Here is a 19,569-nt window from a genome sequence, read left to right as displayed (position 1 = left end):
CATTTAGAAATTTCAACTATTTTTAAATTTCACTTGACTTTTTACCACTGGACTTTCAGATTAACTTTAGACTATTAAAGTTTATATGAGTATATCATGTTTTGTATATTATTACAATCGTGTTAAGTTTACGTAAAATTTAATTAGGTTATATTTTGCATTTATAAACGATTAAGGACATAATTTCGCCTCTATTATTTCTATTCCTTTCCGTGTGCATAACTCTCTTAATATACTTCCTATATCCACATCAATGATTACTTGACTTCTATATTCAGGATCAAAAACTATATGATATTTACATCTATATTTAGTGTGTTATAAGCTATTCTTATCCAATATAACCTCCTTGGTGTATAATTGTGCATGTGAATATCACAATTATACACCAAGGAGGTTTTTGTGCTTGAAGCTAAAGCTTTAATCCTCCAACTGCATAGCAGGTGGTTTATTGTTTCGCTCACTTTCGTTCACTCAACACACTAAAGTGCACAATAAAAAATCACCGAAAAATCGGTGATTTTTTAAGCTAATATTTCTTTAGGGTAAACAGAAACTTGTCTTCTTGTCTTCCCTAACCTTTCAAATTTTACTACTCCGTCAACCTTTGCAAATAAAGTGTCATCAGAACCCTTACCTACATTGTTTCCGGCATGGATTTTAGTACCTCTTTGTCTAACTAAAATATTTCCAGCTAATACGAACTGTCCATCAGATCTTTTAGTTCCAAGCATTTTGGCATTACTATCACGACCGTTCTTAGATGAACCTACCCCTTTTTTGCTGGCGAATAATTGTAAGTCCAGTTTTAACATTATTGCACCTCCCCAGTCACAATTTTAATGTATTCTCCGTATGAATCCTCGATCGAAATCAAGGCTAATTTTAAACTTTCTAATATTAAAGTGGTGTCGTTAATCTCCATAGAATCCATATTGGAATAGTCAATATTTAATAGAAAATGACCTTCTCCAATTTCATATTCTAAATTGTCCTCCACTTTAACTAATTCGGTTAATGTGTTAATGGTGTTGGTAAGATATACTGAAATCGCTGAACAGATTATATCTTCTCCGTATTCTCCATAAATGGCATGTCCACTTACTTGAACACTTATTATCTGTCCCAATCTATTTTTAGTAATCTTTGCCTTAATCATACTAACCTTCTATCGCTTCAATCTTTACTTGAGTAAATGGTTGACGATGTCCTTTTTTCTTTCTAAAGTTCTTCTTTGCTTTGAACTTATAAACGATAACTTTCTTTCCTCTGCCTTGAGCTTCTACAGTTGCCTTAACCTTTGCTCCTTCAACAACAGGATTACCGATTTTTACATCATCACCGTTGGAAACCATCAATACTCTATCAAATTCTACAGTATCTCCTTCAGATACATTAAGTTTTTCAACTTTGTAGCTCTTTCCAACCTCTACATTTAATTGTTTTCCACCAGTTTCTATTACTGCGTACATAGTGCACCTCCTCATTATTAAGACTCGCCGAAACAGGTGCCTTTGCTTTAATACCTGTATCGAGCGGTTACACACTGGAGTATTATATGTTAATTTTACTTAAATGTCAATAGCTAAACCTGATTTTGTAAATTCCAATAGACCTAATTTTGTTATGCCATGGTAGACAATTTTAGGATGATTTTTTATCTGCATTTTCACAAAAAAGTCCAATTTACTTCTTTCTTCCTTTGAAAGAGTAATGCAGTCAATTATTATAATTCCACTTATATCCATAACTTCCATAGACCGTAGTGACTCTTTCACAGCTTCCTCATTTACTTTTAGGAAATCTAGATTAGCATCTGCATTTACATCTATGGCTGTAAGGGCCTTAGTCTTTTCTATAATGATATTTCCGCCACCCTCTAAGTACAAAACACCTGTTTTTAAATTTAACAAATCTTCTGAAATTTCTTCATCGTATTCATAGGAATAATCTTTATCCAGTTCTAGATTACTTTTAGGTAAGTAGCTTTTTATATATTTAAAAAGTTCTTCACTATTTACTATTACCTTTCCCTTAAATCCATGTAGTTTGGAAAAGACATTTCTATAGGAAGTAAAAATCTTTCGTGGTATAGGTAAAAACTTTGACTCCCTTAGTATCTTTTGAAAAACCTGTTTGAGATTATAATACTCCTCCTCAATCTCTTTAAAGTCTACTTTGCTAGCTTCTGTTCTAAAGACAATGGAACTAATATTATTTTTTTTGCCGTCTCAAGTAAAACTTCTCTTTTATACCTTGGTATTCTCTTTGAAAGGTAAATTTTTTTCGAAAAGGGATAGTACACTATGAACTTCCCAGGTATTCCAAAATTCATAGTATACTTATCCAACTTGTCATCATCGGTTTTTTTATATAACCCAAGGAGAACTTCATCTCCTGACTTTATTTCACCTATGATATTTCTTTGATCCAGTAGGCCCTTTTGTCCACCTTCAAGTTGTACTATATATCCATTGTAGTTAGGCATTTTTCTTTCAACTTTTCCGATGAAAATACCTTCTTTTTCCAATAGCCTAGACAAACCGACTAACTTTTTTTCTTTGATAAAACCCAGGTATAAAACTTCTTCTTCAACTTGGACAAAACACTTTTCCATTATTCCCCCTTAGGTGAGGCCTCAAGGCAGGCACCCATTATTTCACGAACCATTGGACTTATATTTCCACTTGTTCCAGATTGGGTTACAACGGCAGCAATTACATACTCTGGATCATCATAGGGAGCAAATCCTATCATCCAACCATAGTCGCTATAAGGTTTATTTGTTACAGGGTTTATAAGCCCCACTTCTGCAGTTCCTGACTTAATTCCCATGTCAAAGGGCAATTTCCCAAGTACTCTTCCAGTATATCCCTCTTCAGCGGCCATTTTAGTACCTTCACGAATTACCTGTAACGCTGAAAAATCGTCAATTTCAATCTTATTGCCATTGGGACTATTCTTATATACAACTTTCCCCGTTGTAGGATCCTTCACCTCATCCACTACAGAAACCTTGTTTTTAATGCCCCCATTTGCAATAGTGGCCATATATCTTGCCATCTGTAACGGACTGTAGGCGTTTTGACCCTGACCGATTACAACGTTTAAACTGTCTCCAATCAACCAGTTGGATTGGTCGATATAGTTGTATTTTATCTGTGCAGGAAAATTCTGATTGGATTCACCTTGAGTTTTCTTTGTATCAAAACCCATCTCCTTCAATCTATTTACAATTTCCGTTTCAGAAGGAACTTCTTCTTCGTCAATCCACTTTAACATCTTTTGAATCTTTTCTTCCAGTTCCCTGTCGGAAGTCTTTGGATCCATCAAATAATTTTTTGCATTTTCTTCTAAAAAGGTCTGATATAGGTTTTTATAACTTGCTTTTTTTATCTGTCTATCGGGAAGGGTTCCTGCAGTCTCCTTTGGAATGTTGATGTCTATTCCCGTCTTTTCACCAAGACCCAGTATCTTTGCATACTTGGCCACATCATCTACATTTAATTTGTAACTTCCGCCTTCCTTAGAACCCTTGTCAACTCCAAGGGCTAAGTTATAGAAATAGTAGTTACATGAATCTCTAATAGCCTCTCTAGTACCTTCATTTCCATGAACTCCCCTACTTATTCCCCATATGGCGTCTTGGAAAATTCTTCCACCAACTTCGATGTATCCTTGACACTTAATGGTAAAATCTGGATCAAGTCCCGTTTCAAGACCTGCCAATGAGGTTGCAAGTTTAAAGGTGGAACCAGGCTGTATAGCAGACTGAATCGCCATATTTAAAAGGGGTCTAGGGGCAATTAGGTCTCTTTCATCCTTTGGAAATAAATTTTTCCAATCGGAAGCAGAAATACCTGTGGCAAACATGTTTAGGTTGATATCAGGGGCATTGGCGATAGATACCACTTGACCGGTTTTAGCATTTAAAACCACAACAGATCCTGATGTTGCATCCTTATACTGACCTGTTGTACTGGAACTTACAAGGTTTACATCTCCCCATTTGGAGTTGAATACATTGTCCATCTGAAGGGAATTCATGGTTTCAGCCAAGGCTTCTTCACTGGCCTTTTGAATCCTCTTGTCCACTGACAAATATACATCCTTTCCAGGAATAGGCTTTGTTTCTCCAAGCACTTCCGTAATATTTCCCCTATTGTCTACTAAGACCCTTCTAGTTCCATTAATTCCCTTTAGTTGCCTTTCTTGGCTCTCCTCTATGCCATTTTTCCCAATTAGGGACGCCAAGTTGTAATTGTCGTCAGAAAGGTAGTCGTCCTTTTCAACCTGTGTTGAAATCTTTCCAATGTATCCAATAGTGTGGGAAGCGAGGGATCCTCCAGGATAGTATCTAATGGGCTGGGAGTCCACTATAATTCCAGAGCCCTCTGGAAATCTCTCTTCTATGGCAGAAAATGTCACTTCTGAAAGATTGTAGGTTAAGTCCAGGGGAACATATCGTAAATCTCCATGCCTATTGATAAGATCATAGAGCTTTATAATATTATACTGATCGTAGTTCAAAAAACCTTCAAGGTCATAGGACTTTACAATCTCCTTATATAGCTTATCCACATTGTCCTTTTTCTTGTCTAAATCAAATCTCTCATACATATCATCTATGTTCTTTTCATAACTATAGGTCCAGTCCTTTACTGAAATTGAAGGAACGATATTCTTATTTGTATTTATATTTTGAGCAATGAACTTTACATTTTCATTGGTTATAAAGTCGTCCATAAGACCATTTTCTTCCAACAAAAAGACAAGTTGATCCTTTGGATTGAGATCGTGTTTTTCAGTGTCCTTGTACTGAATTTGAGCTATTGGATTGTTAACATCCTTTTCGTCTACTACAACCTTTAGATTGTGTTTAATATTTTTCTTATCTAAAATTTCCAAGGCAAACTTTGCAGGAAGAGTTATAGGTTGGCCAGATTTTGAGTCAAATGTAACATTTGATAATAATTCGTCTAGGGTAGACTTTCTTACTATTGTTACAAAATCTTCTTTTGCAGTGGATTTTTCTGTAATTCCACTATATTCCTTGGACAGCTTAGCCTTGGTTTCAAGTAGTAGGATTTGGTCTTGAAAACCTATGGGTTCTAAACTTAGATTTTCCTGTAAATTACTTGCCTTCACTATGTCAAAGGCAAGTTTTCTTCCTACGGGGTGATTTAAAATATTTCTTATAATCCCCTCATCCTCTTTTAAAACCCTACTTAAAAAAGTGTAAGGATCTTCTCCATCTTCATAGGAATTTTCCTCTAAGTATTCAGATTTATTTGGATTTTCAAAGGTTATCTTATCACTTCCTGCATTAAGTGGAAGTTCAACCCCCTTATTGCTTAGGGATTTAATAACCGTATCAATCACCCTATACCTATAACCCTCCTTTTCTTCCTCCTTATGAATAAGGACATTTAGAAGGTCATTTGTCTTAATTATCCTAATCATCTTATCTATTGGAGTTTCATTCTCCTTGATATAGGATTCCTTATCTTTATATTGTATTAAGTTAAAGGAAAGACTATAGTCTGGATTTATATTTGCTCCATCGAGTTCTAAAAGTCTAGTCAAGTCCCTTAAACTTTCATTTCTCTTCTTCTCATCAAGCCTTAAAAAGTCGTCCTTTAAGATACTTGCTGTAAACACAGTCTTATTAGTTGCAAGTATCTCGCCATTTCTATCATAGATATTGCCCCTAGGTGCAACTATTTCAATATCTCTAATCCTAGTGTTTTCAGATATATCTCTATAGTACTCACCCTTTATAATTGTCAAGTAAAATAGTTTAGAAAAAAGAAGGATCATTAGAAATCCTAAGATTATTTTTGTTGCAAAAAATCTATCCCTTTCTTCTGATCCTTTAAAAGTCTTTTTAAAAAATTTTTTCATAATAACACCTACAACCTAAATCTTGGAAATTCAAAAATTTTCTGGAAGAGTATAAAAATCGGAAAGTACATTAAACAATTTAATACAAGTTCCACAATTAAAGGTATAACTCTACTTCCAATGCTAAAGGAGTCACCTAAAAAGCTTCCTATTAATATAGTTAAAATAAAGGAGGCAATAGTTGAAACCCCTGTCAAAACTACTCCCGTTCTTACATCGTCTTTGTTAATTCCCATCTCGGAATTTCCTATTAGAAATCCGACGATAAAATATATTAAAGCCCTTACCCCAAGGACTCTAGCAAATAGGATATCTTCCAATAATCCTATGAAAAGTCCAGAAAACCCTCCTACATAGGCACCAAAGCCCAGGGAAAGAGCCACAACTATAGGAATTGTTAAATTGGGATTTACGCCAATTATCTTTATTCTATTGAAAAGTACTGTCTGTAACAACAGATTTATTATTACTACAATAACGATTTTAACTTTATTCATTTTCTTCTTCTCTCATAACTCTAAGCACTAAAACCCTATAGATATTAGTAAAATCTATAGGAGACTCTATTGTAACTTCAGTCCTTGCACTGGTTTCATCCTTATAGACCTTGCTAACTTGACCAATGTATAAATCCGCTGGATAAATTCCTCCCAAACCAGAAGTATAGATCTTATCTCCCACGGCTATATCTGCAGAAGTCTTATACATGTATCCAGTCAAGAGATTATCCTCTCCACCTCTGATAACACCTACCGCTCCTGTTCTTGAAGTTTTAAAGGAAGTGCCCTTTGTGGAATTTGTAATAGAAGATACCTTAGCATGGTTATAACCTACATCCGTCACCACTCCAAGTAGTCCCTGAACTATAGTCGAGTCCTCTCCAACAACACCTTGAACTATTGGGTCATTTACTTTAATCTTATCCTTGCTGCCCTTGTCGATGGTAAATCTGTCATAGAGGTTGGAAGAGTCCACTCCTACGATTCCAGCTTTAATAAGGTCTCCCTTTTTACTTGATATAAGTTCATATTCTTCTTTAAGATATCCCTGATTGTCTATAACTTTTTGCATATTTGCATTTTGTTCTTTCAGAAGTAAGTTTTCCTTATTTAGTTTTTCATTGTCTTTTCTCATCTGCCTAGAACCAAAAATAAATTCTAAGCCGTCTATTACCTTAGAAGAGGTGAAGTAAAATGCTTTGGAAATAGGCGTGGTTATTGTGGATAGGACATTGCCTCCAATGTCAACAACTTTGCTATTACCATTACTTGTAGCTATAAGGGATACCAAAAAAAGGCAAACTACAATGAATATTACACCTTTTCTCCTCTTGTTATTATTTCTAAAATTCCTGTACATCATTCTTCCTAAATATAAACCTCTTCTTTCCCTCTAAGAGATTTAGAGCCTTTCCTATTCCAATTCCCGTAACTTTACCTGGCTTTTCTACCACTTGAGCATTTATCTTGATATTTTGAATTATGGATTCAGCTAAACCGTCTAAGTCCGCCATTCCTCCACAAATTTTTATTCCATCGTAGATTACCTCTCCAGAAATTTCTGGAGGAGTCTTTTCAAGTACATCCCTAATACAACTGTGAACTTCATTTACAAGGGATAAAATACAGTCGAGTAAATCCGAAGCACTTACAGATGCAACCTTAGGCATTCCTGTAATCAAATCCTTGCCACTGACGGTGGCAGATCTTTCAATGTCCTCCGATTTCAAAGTGCAAATATTGTTCTTTAAGTATTCTGTGGTGGAACCACCTACTAAGAAATTGTGGGATTTTTTAATATAGGACTTAATATTTCTTTCCACATTGTCCCCACCGTATTTTCTAGCACTTGAAGAAACTACCCCCGCTAAAGATACTATGGATACTTGAATTGTTCCAGCACCTACATTTAGTATTAGGTTGCCCTTTGGCTCATTTATATCTATGCCCATTCCAATGGCAGATGCAATATTTTCTTCCAACAGCCTTACATCTCTACATCCTGCGTATATAACCACATCTTCAACAGCCCTTTTTTCAATATCCGTTAAAAAAGATGGCACTGTTACAATTGCCTTAGGCTGCATAACTGAAAAACCTGTGCTGGCCTTTCTTATGAAGAATTCAAGCATTGCTCGAGTCAGTTCAAAATCTGCAATTACACCATTTTCTAAAGGCCTTACCGCCATGATATTCTCCGGTGTCTTTCCTATCATATTCTTTGCTTCAATTCCCACAGCTAACACTTCATAGGTCTTTAAATCTATTGCAACGACAGAAGGCTCGTTTACCAAGACATTACCATTGATATCTGAAATTATAGTATTGGAACTTCCTAAATCTATTCCTATATCCTTTGCAAAAAATTTTATAAACGATGCCATAATCTGCTCCTTAAAAATATGATTTTTCTTTAAAACTTAAATATTTGCCATCTCCTATAATTAGATGGTCTAAAACTTCTATGCCTAAAATCCGTCCTGCTTCTTCCAACCTCAAAGTCAACTTAATGTCTTCATTACTAGGTGTAACATCGCCACTGGGATGATTATGTAATAAGATAATCGACTTGGCACTCTTTTTTATTGCAGGTTTGAAAACTTCCCTTGGATGAACCAAAGAAGAGTTTAAAGTTCCAATAGAAATTTCCTCCTTTGAAATTATATTGTTTTTTGTATCAAGTAAAATTATATAAAAGTGTTCCCTTAACTCCCTAGATAGCTGATGCATAAAGATATCCGCCAAAGATTTTGGACTATTTATCCTATATTCCTTGGTTGACTGTCTAATATTCAGTCTTTTGACAAGTTCCAAGGATGCAATTATAGTACAGGCCTTAGAAAGACCAATACCATCAATCTCCATAAGTTCTTCCAAAGTAATGTCATTGAAGTTATTTTGACTTTTCATTTCATTTAAAACCTTAGAAGCAAGTTCAATGGCATTTTGTTTCTTTGTCCCCGTACCCAATAAAATAGCTAACAATTCCTCTGAAGACAAGATACCAGGACCAAAATCCCTCATCTTCTCCCTGGGTCTATCAAATACAGAAAATTCTTTTATAGTCTTTAAATTGGCCTTATCATCTTTTATTTTTTTATCCAAAGACTCACTTTTTTCAATTGCAATTATACTTTGAGTCTCTTCTATTATATCACTACACATCTATATCACCTTTTTAAGCCTCTGGGAAATAAAACCCGAAGTAAGTCCTACAATATAACCTGTTACTATACCCATTAAGTTAATTAAGGGTAAATAGTATAGTATTTTAAAATTGTTTAATATAATACTCGCTGCTAAAAGTTGTCCCAAATTAAAAAACAAAGCCCCTATTTCACTTACTCCTATTAGACTTAGCCACTTGCTTAAGTAACGATAGGCCAAGTACATGGAGATAAGAGCTAAAATAGTTCCTGTAAAACTGTAGGGCAAGGATGAAAGCCTTCCCGATAATAAAAACATTAAAAAAGACTTTACCAGCCCTACCAATAGCGCTTCCTTTAACCCATAAATAACAAGGGTTACTAAAAGTACAATATTGGAAAGTCCAAGTTTAACACCTGGTACTGGGATGGGTATTGGTATGGAGTTTTCAAAAAGCGAGATCACAAGTGCAAAGGAGATTAAAAGACTGATCGTTATCGGCTTTTTCATCAATAGTTAATTCCATCCAATTCTTTATCCAAATCATCACTCTTTATTTCAAGAACCATCTTATTTGGTATGCAGACTATGACTTCTCCAGTTTTTTCTATAAACCCCTGTTTAATACAGAGTTTGTCAGGGCAGTCCGCTTCAATAAGATGCACCTTATTTCCAACTACTTCAACCACATTCAAACCATATTCGGTTTGAAGACGATATACGTAGGGTTCTTCTCCTGATGTAAAGGTGAGTCGTTTAACTTCTTCTCCATTTACCTGCAGAGAAATATATCTTCCACCTTCTTTATCGCCATTTAAATATATGAATCCGTAAGAGAAGATCGATAGAATAAAAATCAGTAAAATGAGTAATTTATCTCCCTTTTTCATAATCAACACCTGTCTTTTTCTTAATTAAGTTTATCATATTAAACGGTATTTTTAAACCACTGAAATTATTGTTGAAGGGAAAGTATAAAAATTAAAATGACCGACTCACGCCGGCCATAATTTTTTATTGTGGTAATTGAAAAATCTTTTCTTCGTAGTCTCTAATTGTGTGTTGAGGACATTTTTTAATACAAAGTCCACAGTCCACACATTTTTCCTTATCGATATGAGCAAGGAATTTATCCACTGTAATCGCCTGTACTGGACAGTTCTTTTCACAGATCTTACATCCAATACAACCAACTTTACAATATCCTCTTACATCTTTACCCTTATCTGTCGAGCTACAACGAACTTCTGTCTGATTGTCGTATGGCATTAAGGATATTAGGTCCCTTGGACAGATTTTAATACAAAGTTCACAAGCTGTACATTTGTCCCTGTCCACCTTCGCAACTCCATTTACCACATGGATCGCGTCAAACTGACATACATCTACACAGGTTCCACATCCTAAACATCCCTTAGGACATTTTTTATGTCCCCCTTGTAATGCATTGTCCGCCCTACAATCTCTAATGCCCTTATATTCGAATTTATCTTCAGCAAGACATTTATCTCCTGCACATCTTACTACTGCAACTTGTTTTGAAGAGGTATTAGCTACTTGACCCATGATTTCTGCAAGTCTTTCAACTAAATCCGCCCCACCTACTGGACAGGATGCTATGCTTGCCCCTTCATTTACAATGGCGTTGGCAAGTCCATCACAACCTGGGTAACCACAGGCCCCACAGTTTGCTCCAGGTAGTGCCGCCCTTACATCTTGAACCTTTTGATCCACGGGAACTTGGAACACCTTTGAGGCAAATCCAAGTAAAACCGCAAAGACAATAGCGACAGCTCCTAAACTACCAACGGCTATAAGAATTAATTTTATATCCATTTAATCCCCCTATACTAAACCTGAAAAACCTAGGAATGACATTGCCATAAGTCCTATTGCTATCATAGCGATTGGAACTCCTTTAAATGGTTTTGGTACGTTTGCAAGTTCTAACTTTTCTCTAATAGCTGCTAAAAACACGATGGCTATGAAAAACCCTACTGATGAACCTATTGCAGATGCAAGGGTTTCAATAAGATTATATCCTTCTTGAATATTTGCAATTGCTACCCCTAAAACTACACAGTTTGTCGTAATAAGTGGTAGGAAAACTCCAAGTGCACTATATAGACCTGGCATTGTCTTCTTTAATACCATTTCAACAAATTGTACTAGAGATGCAATTACCAAAATGAATACTATGGTTTGTGTATATTGTAAATTGAGAGGTTCTAGGATTAAGTACTGAATTCCATAGGTTACAACGGATGCTATAGTTATTACAAAGGTAACCGCTAGTCCCATTCCTGCAGCTGTTTCCGTCTTTTTTGATACACCTATCAATGGACAAATTCCAAGGAACTGACCCAATACATAGTTGTTAACCAAAATGTATAAAATAAGTATTTTAAAAATGTTACCTAACATATTCTCCTCCCCCTTTAATTGTTACTTTCTTTTTTCATTGTAATGTAGTTAAATACAGCAAGTATAAAACCTAGTACAACAAATGAACCGGGAGCTTGTGCAATTATACCTATTGGTTTAATCTTATCTCCTGATAATAATTCAAAACCAAAAATCGCACCAGAACCTAGTAACTCTCTTATAAATGCCAATATTACAATTGTCAACGTATACCCTACACCATTTGCAAAACCGTCTACAACAGAAGGAAATACCTTGTTTTTATTTGCAAAGCCTTCTGCCCTTGCTAGGATAAGACAGTTTACAACTATTAGTGGTATGAAAATACCTAGTTGTGCATAAAGTGCTGGTGTATAGGCCTTCATAACCATATCTACAATGGTTACAAAGGATGCAATTACAACGATATAGCATGGTATTCTAATCTCGTCGGGAATAAAGTTTCTTAGTAGGGAAACTACTAAATTTGAAAGTGTAGCTACTACTATTACTGCCACACCCATTCCCAAAGCGTTCATAACTGTGGTACTAACCCCAAGTACTGAACAAAGTCCTACAAGTTGTATTAAAACGGGGTTGTTGGTAATAATTCCACTCTTTAAAATCTTCTTCATCTTATCCCCCTATCCTCTCAACTCTGCCAATGCTTTAACAGCACCGTTTAAACCATTTAGTATGGCCTTAACTGAAATGGTAGTTCCGGAGATTGCTTGAATTTCATTTTCCTTAGAAGGATTGTCCGCTCTAGTCATCTCTTCTGCCATACTCTTTCCAACAACTGAGGATATAAATGGCTCTTCTGCAACCTGAGAACCAAATCCCTTAGTTTCAGAGGATTCTAAAACCTTATATCCTACGATATTAGAGTCGCTATCGACTCCAACTACGAATTTAATAGGTCCGCCGTAACCACCTTTTCCAATAGTTTTAAAAACGTATCCTATCTCTGTTCCGCCCTTTGACGCTATTACAATATCTTCAATGTTTTCATTATCTTCTACTATCTTGTTAAACTTGTCCTTATCCACTTCTTCTAAGGATTTAAAATCATCAGCTTCTTTAAAGACTTCTTCCATAGACATCTTATATTGTTCTTTTGCCCTGGTTTCAACTATCGGAGCTGTAAAACCATTGACAATTGAAAGACAAGCTGTAGCAACTGCAGTGATTATAAATAATTTAGCTGCTAAAGTTACAATCTTTTTCATTATTTTTTACCTCCCCTTCCGAAAGGTTTAGGCATGGTCATTTTTTCTATAAGAGGTGTAGCACAGTTCATCACTAGTATGGAGTAGGAAACTCCTTCTGGTAAAGAACCAAACACCCTGATTGCCGCTGTTATAAGACCACAGCCAAAGGCAAATATTATCTGTCCCTTTTTGCTAACTGGAACAGTTACATAATCTGTTGCCATAAAGATTGCTCCAAGAAGCAAACCGCCGATAAGTACATGTTTTAATAGATCTTCGGCAGGTACTCCAAATAGGAATAAAAAAACCACCGTAGTTAAAATATATGTCAATGGAATTCTTATGCTTATAACCTTCTTTATTAGAAGATAAGCTCCACCTATGAGTAGTGCAATGGCAGAAACCTCTCCTATAGTACCACCCATATTTCCTATAAAGGCATCAAATAGTGTAACCTCTCCTCCAGCCAAAGGTGTTGCTGTAGCTACTGCGTCTGCACCAGGAGCAACGAAGTTAGCCATTTCCTTTGGCCATGAAGCCATTAGGGCAGCTCTTGCAGCAAGGGCTGGGTTCATAAAGTTAGCACCTATTCCACCAAATAATTGCTTTGTAATGATAATAGCAAATATACTTCCAAATATTACCATGTAAAATGGCATTGTAACAGGCACGTTAAACGCAAGTAAAAGTCCGGTAACCACCGCCGATAAATCTCCTACGGTAATCGGTCTATTGGTCAACTTTTCAAAAGCGTATTCTGATAACACCGCTGAACCAACTGAAACTAGACATAATAACAAGGCTCTCATTCCAAAGAAATATATTCCTGCAATAAAAGCAGGTAGAAGAGCTATTATGACATCTAACATAACCTTAGAACTAGTTATTGAAGATCTTATATGAGGTATAGCAGAAACTTCTAACTTACCTTGAAGATTGTCAATAACATTCTGATTTTTTAAATTCTTCTCCACGTTATTCTCTCCTATCTTTTACTTGATTGAGCTCTTAGTTCTCTCTTACCATGTCTAATAGCTTCGATTAAAGGTCTCTTAGAAGGGCAAACATAGGAACAAGATCCACATTCTATACAATCCATAATATACATGTCCCTTGCCTCTTCAAATCTATCATGAAGAACATTTAATTGAAGATATAGTGGCATTAGATGAATAGGACATACGTCCACACATTTACCACATTTAATACAAGGTGTAACGACAGGAGGTTTAGCTTCTTCCTTATTAAGTACAAGGATTCCACCTACGGCTTTTATAGTTGGAAGTTCAGTAGTAAACTGACTTTCACCCATCATAGGACCACCGATAATTACCTTTCCAACATCTTCTTTCACTCCACCACAAAAATCTAAGATTTCATTAATTGGAGTTCCAACCTTCACAAGTAAATTAGAAGGCTCGTTAATAGAAGAACCAGTTACAGTAATCACCTTTTCATATAATGGTTTTCCTTCAATAACCGCTTCATAAATTGCAGCTGCAGTACTGGAGTTAATAACTTGTACCCCTTCAGTAGTACTTCTGGTAGAAGAAGGCATCTTCATTTTCAATATGGAGTCTATCAACCTTCTTTGATCACCCTGAGGGTACTTTGTCTTTAACACAGAAACCTCAACATCATCAAATTTCTTACATGCTTCATCTATAAGTCTGATAGCATCTGGCTTATTGGATTCTATACCGATAAAACCTTTTTTCGCCCCCATAGCCCTCATGACAATTCTCAAGCCATTTACCACTTTTTCCGGAAATTTCTCCATGGTTTTTTGGTCACTTGTCAAATAAGGCTCACATTCAGCACCATTTACAAGAACAAAGTCGATTTTGTCCTCCGGCTTTGTGCTTATTTTCACATGAGTAGGAAAACCTGCTCCTCCAAGACCGACAATTCCGGCTTCCTTAACTCTTCTTACTATCTCTTCTGGTTGTAAATTTTCATATCCATCATTATAAGGAGTATATCCTACAGTATCCAACCCGTCATTCTCAATAACGACCGCTTTAGTATGTACCCCTGTAACAGTGGTCAAATCTTTAATCTCCACCACTTTGCCAGAAACGCTGGCATGAACAGGAGCTGTGATAGTTCCTGGTGCTTCTCCGATCTTTTGCCCCATCTTCACCTCATCGCCAACCTTAACCAATGGAGTACAAGGTACCCCAGTATGTTGGTGAAGGGCAATATATACTTTCTCAGGAGTAGGACCATTTTTTATTTCACATTTGTTAGTCAATTCCTTAAAATCATGCATATGAGTTCCACCCTTAAAGGTCAACTCAATCTTACTCATAACACCCCTACCTTTCATCTATTTTCATAATCAAGTATTCAAAACCTTAAGTTTCACACCTGATTGATTCTAAAGAAAGTAAAATTTGACATCTTCTTAACTATTTAGCTATCCCTTGTCAAAATTTTTATTTCTCTCGTGTAAATTATTATAACATAGTTTACTCAAATAAATTTTACAAAAAAACGGGGATTAATTCAAACTTTAATCCCCATTTACAATACTAAACCTAAAAAACTTAAAAATTTTTAACTTTTTTGACAAGAACTACGCCTGCCTTTGTCCTCTTCTATTGTTTTAAATAAAAAATTAATTCAAGCCTTTGGTAAAAATCAATATAAGTTTCTTTTTAGCTTTTACTTTCTCTTGCATTATTATCCGACTTTTTTAATTCCTAATATTCTAATTATGTCGATTTACAAAAAAAGACGTTTTACATATATCTTTCAATATGAAAAACGTCAAATCCTATTATTTACCACTTTTGTAATTACCTTTCAAGAACCAAATAGAACTGCATTTTAAAAACGACCACTTTGTAGGTAATTGGTGCAGAGAAAGGGATTCGAACCCTCACGAGAAAATTCCCACTACCCCCTCAAGATAGCGTGTATACCAATTCCACCATCTCTGCAAAATTCTTAAAAGTCTCTTAAGAACTCCTTTGTCTGTCTAAAATAATTTGAAAACCAAACCTTTGGCTCCTTATGCATACCATCTTTAAGTTCTACATCCTCATAGAAGGTCTTGTAGACTTCATAGTTCCTCTTAACTTTAACATCATAGTACCTAGCTTCATCAATGGGGATGTTTTCAAAGCCTTTACCAGCTTTTCCAATGATTCCCTGATCCAACCATTCTTGAACATTTCCCATTCCGCCATTGTAAGCGATGATTGCAAGATCCGTGTCTCCAAAATGATTTATCAAATATGCAAGATAGTAGGTTCCAAGTTTTATATTGGTTTCTGGATCTTGAAGCATATCTTCAGAATACTCTATTCCCATCTTCTCACAAATCCATTGACTGGTCTTAGGTATAAGTTGCATAAGTCCAATAGCATTCATGTGGGATTTAGCAGAAGTATTGAAATTACTTTCCACCTTTATAACGGACATGACCAATAACGGGTCAACGCCATACTCTTCACTATATTTTGTGACTTCCTCCACATATTTTACAGGCCTTGTTGAACTTCCATAGGAAACCACTGCAAAGGATGCAATTATTCCAAGGATTAAAAGTGCAACTAATAATTTTAATAAGCCTTTTAAAAATTTCATATCAAATTCTCCTCTATTAAAAAGAGTTCTACCTTCTCTTGAAGCTCTTCTATTGTACCATTATTCCATATTATTCTTAAAGGTACCTTTTTAAATTTTCTCCAAGTATCATTTACAAGAATAATTTTTTCAGCCTCTTCAAGAGTGATTCTCTGTCTCTCCTGTAGCCTTTTTAATTGAATATCTCTATTACAATCAACAGAAATTATATCATAATCTAAACTATTTAGTAAAATATCCTCTACTTTTGAGTAGAGGGGTATTTCAAAAAACAAGGATTCATTTTCACTTTTCTTTACAGTAGAAATAATCTTGTTAACAACCATTGGGTGAACGAGTTTTTCAAGCTCTACCCTTCTTTTTGTATCACTAAATACAATCTCTCCCAATTTTTTTCTATTTAAAGAGCCATCTAAGTTGAAAATTTCCTCTTCTGGAAATATTTCTTTTATGGACTCTTTCATATACCTATCCTCGTAAAGATTATGGACGATTTTATCGCTACTATAGGTTTTGAAACCTCTTTTTTCAATAATTTTCATTACTGAGGACTTCCCGGAGGAAATCCCACCTGTAATGACAAATATCCTATTATTTAGACTCATACCAGCTCTTTCCTGTACTAATATCAACCTTTAAGTCCACATCAAGCTTCACAGCATTTTCCATTGTTTCTTGGAGTAGTTCTCTAACCTCTTCAAGTTCGTCATTTTCAGCTTCCACAATGAGTTCGTCATGTACTTGAAGAACTAACCTACTCTTTAATTTTCTCTCTCTTAATTTATTGTAAACTTCAATCATAGCAATCTTAATAATATCCGCAGCAGAACCTTGAATCGGAGTATTTAATGCGATTCTTTCACCAAATCCCCTAATATTGTAGTTCTTTGATTTAAGTTCTGGGACATATCTTCTTCGATTCATAATCGTATGAACATATCCCTTTTCCTTGCCTTCTTCCACAATATTATCCATATACTCCTTAATTCCGCTATAGGTCTTTAGATAGTTGTCGATATAGGCCCTAGCCTCTTTCCTAGTAATATTCAAATCCTGGGAAAGACTAAAGTCTCCAATACCATACACTATTCCAAAGTTTACAGCCTTAGCATTGGACCTATCTAAAGGCGTTACCTTGTCCAAGTCCACATTAAACACTTCCGAAGCGGTCTTAGTATGAATATCCACACCCTCCTTGAAGGAATTTAGCATAACCTCGTCTTTAGCTAAATGAGCCAGTACTCTAAGTTCAATTTGAGAGTAGTCCGCATCTACCAAGGTCTTCTCATCCTCGGAAATAAAGGCCTTTCTAATTAGACGTCCCTCTTCACTTCTTATAGGAATATTTTGTAAATTTGGATCAATAGAACTTATACGTCCCGTTACAGCTATGGTTTGAGTAAATGTAGAATGGATCCTTCCATCCTCAGAAATAAGCTTTAACAGTCCTTCAACATAGGTGGACTGAAGTTTTTTTATCGTCCTAAACCTTAAAATCTTATCTATTATCCCGTGTTCTTCCCTAAGTTTTTCCAAGACCTCCACATTGGTAGAGTAACCAGTCTTAGTCCTCTTGATAACAGGAAGTTCCAATTTTTCAAATAGTATTACACCCAATTGTTTTGGACTATTTATATTGAACTTCTCTCCTGCGTCATTGTAAATATCCTTCTCTAAGCCTTCAATTTCCCCATTAAAGATATCACCAAGCTTTTCAAGATATTCTTTACTTACCTTAAATCCAGTATTTTCCATTTCAGCCAAAACGAGAATTAATGGGTTTTCAATATTGTAAAAAAGCTCTTGCATATTTCTCTCTTCGATGATTTCTAAAAGAGGTTTTCTCAAGTCTTCACATAGAGTTATAAAACTTGCGATATATTTATCTAAAACCTTTGAATCAACTTCGTCAAGATCCTTTCTCTTGGCTCCTTTTCCAAAGACTTCTTCACTGGATTTAATATTTCTATCCAAGAACTCCTTAGCTGTTTTATAAAGTTGATAGTTTGTTTTAGAAGGGTCTATCAAATACTCCATTATGGAGATATCTTCATACTTAAAGTCTATCTTGATACCATTTCTGAGTAAATAATATAGATCAGACTTTATGTGGTAGCTTAAAAGAGTTATATTCGAATCTTCAAAAAGGTCTTTAAGCTCATTTAAATCTTCTTCAGTCTTAAGAGCTAAAACATATACATCATCTTTGTTTTCACCTTTAAAACCAATGTACTCTGGCTTACTATGGATATAATTGTCTCCATTATAGAACATGTGAAAACTTATGGTCGTCTCACCCTTCAAAAGCTTGATTAGATTTTCAGAACTTTCAACCCTAACACCATTAAAGTCCTTTTCATACTCTACTTCCTTTCCTGGAAGCTCCTTTAAAAAGGTGTTAAACTCCAGCCTTTCAAATATTTCTTGAAGTTTTTCATATTGGGGCTTTGCAACTCTATAGTCTTCAAGGTCTCTCTTCAATGGAACCTCTGTAAAGATAGTACCTAACTTTTTACTTAGAAATGCCATATTTTTATTTTCTTCAAGATTTCTCTTTAAAGCCTTACCTGATATATTTTCCAGATTTTCATAAACATTTTCTATGGATTTATATTCCTTTATAAGCTTTAAAGCGGTCTTTTCTCCCACACCTGGAACTCCGGGAATATTGTCGGAAGAGTCTCCCATCAAGCCCTTTACATCGATAAGCTCTTTTGGCACAAGTCCGTACTTCTCCATTACTTTTTCTTCATCATAATTTTCAGTTTGACTTATTCCCTTTACCGTCAATAAGACTCTGACTCCCTTGTTGATTAGTTGAAGGTAGTCTCTGTCCCCAGTTACCAATAAGACTTCATATCCCTCTTTAAAGGCGCGCTTTGAAAGAGTTCCAGCAATGTCATCAGCCTCAAACCCAGTCTCTTCTTCATAGCAAACATTCATGGCCTGTAAAATATCTTTAAGGATTCCAAATTGAGAGGACAATTCTGAAGGAGCCTTGTCCCTATTGGCCTTATAGTCCTTATAGTCTTCAACCCTGAAAACCGGACCAGACTTATCCAATACCACACAAATGTAATCTGGATTATACATTTCAATCGCCTTATAATACATGGTTAAAAATCCATAAACACCATTGGTATAGATGCCGTCTTTTGTAGTTAAATTTCTTATTGCATAAAAAGCTCTAAAGATTAAACTAGAGCCGTCGATTATCATAAACTTACCTTTCATAAAACCCTCCATATATGTCCTATTATATATTAAGTAGCCAATTAATGAAAATTCTAAACATTGACTTTTACTGACTT

21 protein-coding genes, 1 tRNA gene, 1 pseudogene and 1 other annotated feature are annotated in these 19,569 nt (G+C 35.4%); all 23 genes and pseudogenes read right to left on the bottom strand.

Annotated elements, in window-relative coordinates; genetic code table 11:
* Positions 1-186 precede the first annotated feature (186 nt).
* Positions 187-339, bottom strand: a pseudogene (locus Q1K37_RS04890) (transposase); the annotation flags it as partial.
* Between the two features lie 185 nt (positions 340-524).
* Entirely contained in the window at positions 525-815 is a 291-nt protein-coding gene (gene rpmA / locus Q1K37_RS04885; protein ID WP_300409990.1) for a 50S ribosomal protein L27, read from the bottom strand.
* A complete protein-coding gene (locus Q1K37_RS04880) occupies positions 815-1,159 on the bottom strand; it encodes a ribosomal-processing cysteine protease Prp (protein WP_300409988.1) in 345 nt (114 codons plus the stop codon). Before Q1K37_RS04880 ends, rpmA begins: the two co-directional genes overlap by 1 nt.
* A gap of 1 nt (position 1,160) precedes the next feature.
* Entirely contained in the window at positions 1,161-1,472 is a 312-nt protein-coding gene (gene rplU / locus Q1K37_RS04875; protein WP_300409986.1) for a 50S ribosomal protein L21, read from the bottom strand.
* Between the two features lie 10 nt (positions 1,473-1,482).
* Positions 1,483-1,551, bottom strand: a sequence feature (ribosomal protein L21 leader region).
* 20 nt (positions 1,552-1,571) lie between these two features.
* Positions 1,572-2,162 (bottom strand): ribonuclease E/G, encoded by a 591-nt coding sequence (locus tag Q1K37_RS04870; RefSeq protein WP_300409993.1) that lies wholly within the window; start codon positions 2,160-2,162, stop codon positions 1,572-1,574.
* A gap of 11 nt (positions 2,163-2,173) precedes the next feature.
* On the bottom strand, positions 2,174-2,617 hold the full coding sequence (locus Q1K37_RS04865) for a hypothetical protein (protein ID WP_300409983.1): 444 nt from the start codon (positions 2,615-2,617) through the stop codon (positions 2,174-2,176).
* Positions 2,617-5,904 (bottom strand): penicillin-binding transpeptidase domain-containing protein, encoded by a 3,288-nt coding sequence (locus Q1K37_RS04860; protein ID WP_300409980.1) that lies wholly within the window; start codon positions 5,902-5,904, stop codon positions 2,617-2,619. The genes Q1K37_RS04865 and Q1K37_RS04860 overlap by 1 nt, the downstream gene beginning before the upstream one ends.
* A gap of 8 nt (positions 5,905-5,912) precedes the next feature.
* On the bottom strand, positions 5,913-6,401 hold the full coding sequence (mreD, locus tag Q1K37_RS04855) for a rod shape-determining protein MreD (RefSeq protein WP_300409978.1): 489 nt from the start codon (positions 6,399-6,401) through the stop codon (positions 5,913-5,915).
* Positions 6,394-7,263 (bottom strand): rod shape-determining protein MreC, encoded by an 870-nt coding sequence (mreC, locus tag Q1K37_RS04850; RefSeq protein WP_300409975.1) that lies wholly within the window; start codon positions 7,261-7,263, stop codon positions 6,394-6,396. Before mreC ends, mreD begins: the two co-directional genes overlap by 8 nt.
* Complete coding sequence (locus Q1K37_RS04845) at positions 7,247-8,287, bottom strand: rod shape-determining protein (protein ID WP_300409973.1); 1,041 nt, start codon at positions 8,285-8,287, stop codon at positions 7,247-7,249. Before Q1K37_RS04845 ends, mreC begins: the two co-directional genes overlap by 17 nt.
* Positions 8,288-8,297: 10 nt before the next feature.
* Positions 8,298-9,068, bottom strand: a complete 771-nt coding sequence (gene radC / locus Q1K37_RS04840) for a DNA repair protein RadC (protein ID WP_300409971.1) — start codon at positions 9,066-9,068, stop codon at positions 8,298-8,300.
* Positions 9,069-9,560: a Gx transporter family protein gene (locus Q1K37_RS04835; protein WP_300409969.1), complete on the bottom strand. Its 492-nt coding sequence runs from the start codon at positions 9,558-9,560 to the stop codon at positions 9,069-9,071.
* Positions 9,560-9,940: a NusG domain II-containing protein gene (locus tag Q1K37_RS04830; RefSeq protein ID WP_300409967.1), complete on the bottom strand. Its 381-nt coding sequence runs from the start codon at positions 9,938-9,940 to the stop codon at positions 9,560-9,562. Before Q1K37_RS04830 ends, Q1K37_RS04835 begins: the two co-directional genes overlap by 1 nt.
* 124 nt (positions 9,941-10,064) lie before the next feature.
* Positions 10,065-10,886 carry an RnfABCDGE type electron transport complex subunit B gene (locus Q1K37_RS04825; RefSeq protein WP_300409965.1) on the bottom strand — a complete coding sequence of 274 codons (822 nt, stop codon included), beginning with the start codon at positions 10,884-10,886 and terminating at the stop codon, positions 10,065-10,067.
* Between the two features lie 9 nt (positions 10,887-10,895).
* On the bottom strand, positions 10,896-11,474 hold the full coding sequence (locus Q1K37_RS04820; RefSeq protein WP_300409963.1) for an RnfABCDGE type electron transport complex subunit A: 579 nt from the start codon (positions 11,472-11,474) through the stop codon (positions 10,896-10,898).
* 14 nt (positions 11,475-11,488) lie between these two features.
* Complete coding sequence (locus Q1K37_RS04815) at positions 11,489-12,088, bottom strand: electron transport complex subunit E (RefSeq protein WP_300409962.1); 600 nt, start codon at positions 12,086-12,088, stop codon at positions 11,489-11,491.
* A 9-nt stretch (positions 12,089-12,097) separates the two neighbouring features.
* Positions 12,098-12,682 carry an FMN-binding protein gene (locus tag Q1K37_RS04810; RefSeq protein WP_300409960.1) on the bottom strand — a complete coding sequence of 195 codons (585 nt, stop codon included), beginning with the start codon at positions 12,680-12,682 and terminating at the stop codon, positions 12,098-12,100.
* Positions 12,682-13,638 carry an RnfABCDGE type electron transport complex subunit D gene (locus Q1K37_RS04805; protein WP_300409958.1) on the bottom strand — a complete coding sequence of 319 codons (957 nt, stop codon included), beginning with the start codon at positions 13,636-13,638 and terminating at the stop codon, positions 12,682-12,684. Before Q1K37_RS04805 ends, Q1K37_RS04810 begins: the two co-directional genes overlap by 1 nt.
* A gap of 11 nt (positions 13,639-13,649) precedes the next feature.
* Positions 13,650-14,975, bottom strand: a complete 1,326-nt coding sequence (gene rsxC, locus Q1K37_RS04800; RefSeq protein ID WP_300409956.1) for an electron transport complex subunit RsxC — start codon at positions 14,973-14,975, stop codon at positions 13,650-13,652.
* A gap of 547 nt (positions 14,976-15,522) precedes the next feature.
* Positions 15,523-15,609 (bottom strand) — tRNA-Leu (locus Q1K37_RS04795).
* A 7-nt stretch (positions 15,610-15,616) separates the two neighbouring features.
* A complete protein-coding gene (locus tag Q1K37_RS04790) occupies positions 15,617-16,258 on the bottom strand; it encodes a lytic transglycosylase domain-containing protein (RefSeq protein ID WP_300409954.1) in 642 nt (213 codons plus the stop codon).
* Positions 16,255-16,863, bottom strand: coding sequence for a dephospho-CoA kinase (gene coaE / locus Q1K37_RS04785; protein ID WP_300409953.1), 609 nt, complete (start codon positions 16,861-16,863; stop codon positions 16,255-16,257). The genes Q1K37_RS04790 and coaE overlap by 4 nt, the downstream gene beginning before the upstream one ends.
* The gene (polA, locus tag Q1K37_RS04780) at positions 16,850-19,492 is read right to left on the bottom strand and encodes a DNA polymerase I (protein ID WP_300409952.1); all 2,643 of its coding nucleotides are present in this window, start codon (positions 19,490-19,492) and stop codon (positions 16,850-16,852) included. The genes coaE and polA overlap by 14 nt, the downstream gene beginning before the upstream one ends.
* Positions 19,493-19,569: the final 77 nt, after the last annotated feature.

The sequence above is a fragment of the Lagierella sp. genome, from assembly GCF_029983815.1.
Taxonomy (GTDB): Bacteria; Bacillota; Clostridia; order Tissierellales; family Peptoniphilaceae; genus Mediannikoviicoccus.
Note: the sequence above shows the minus strand (reverse complement) of the source record. Positions and strands in the feature narration are given on the sequence as shown.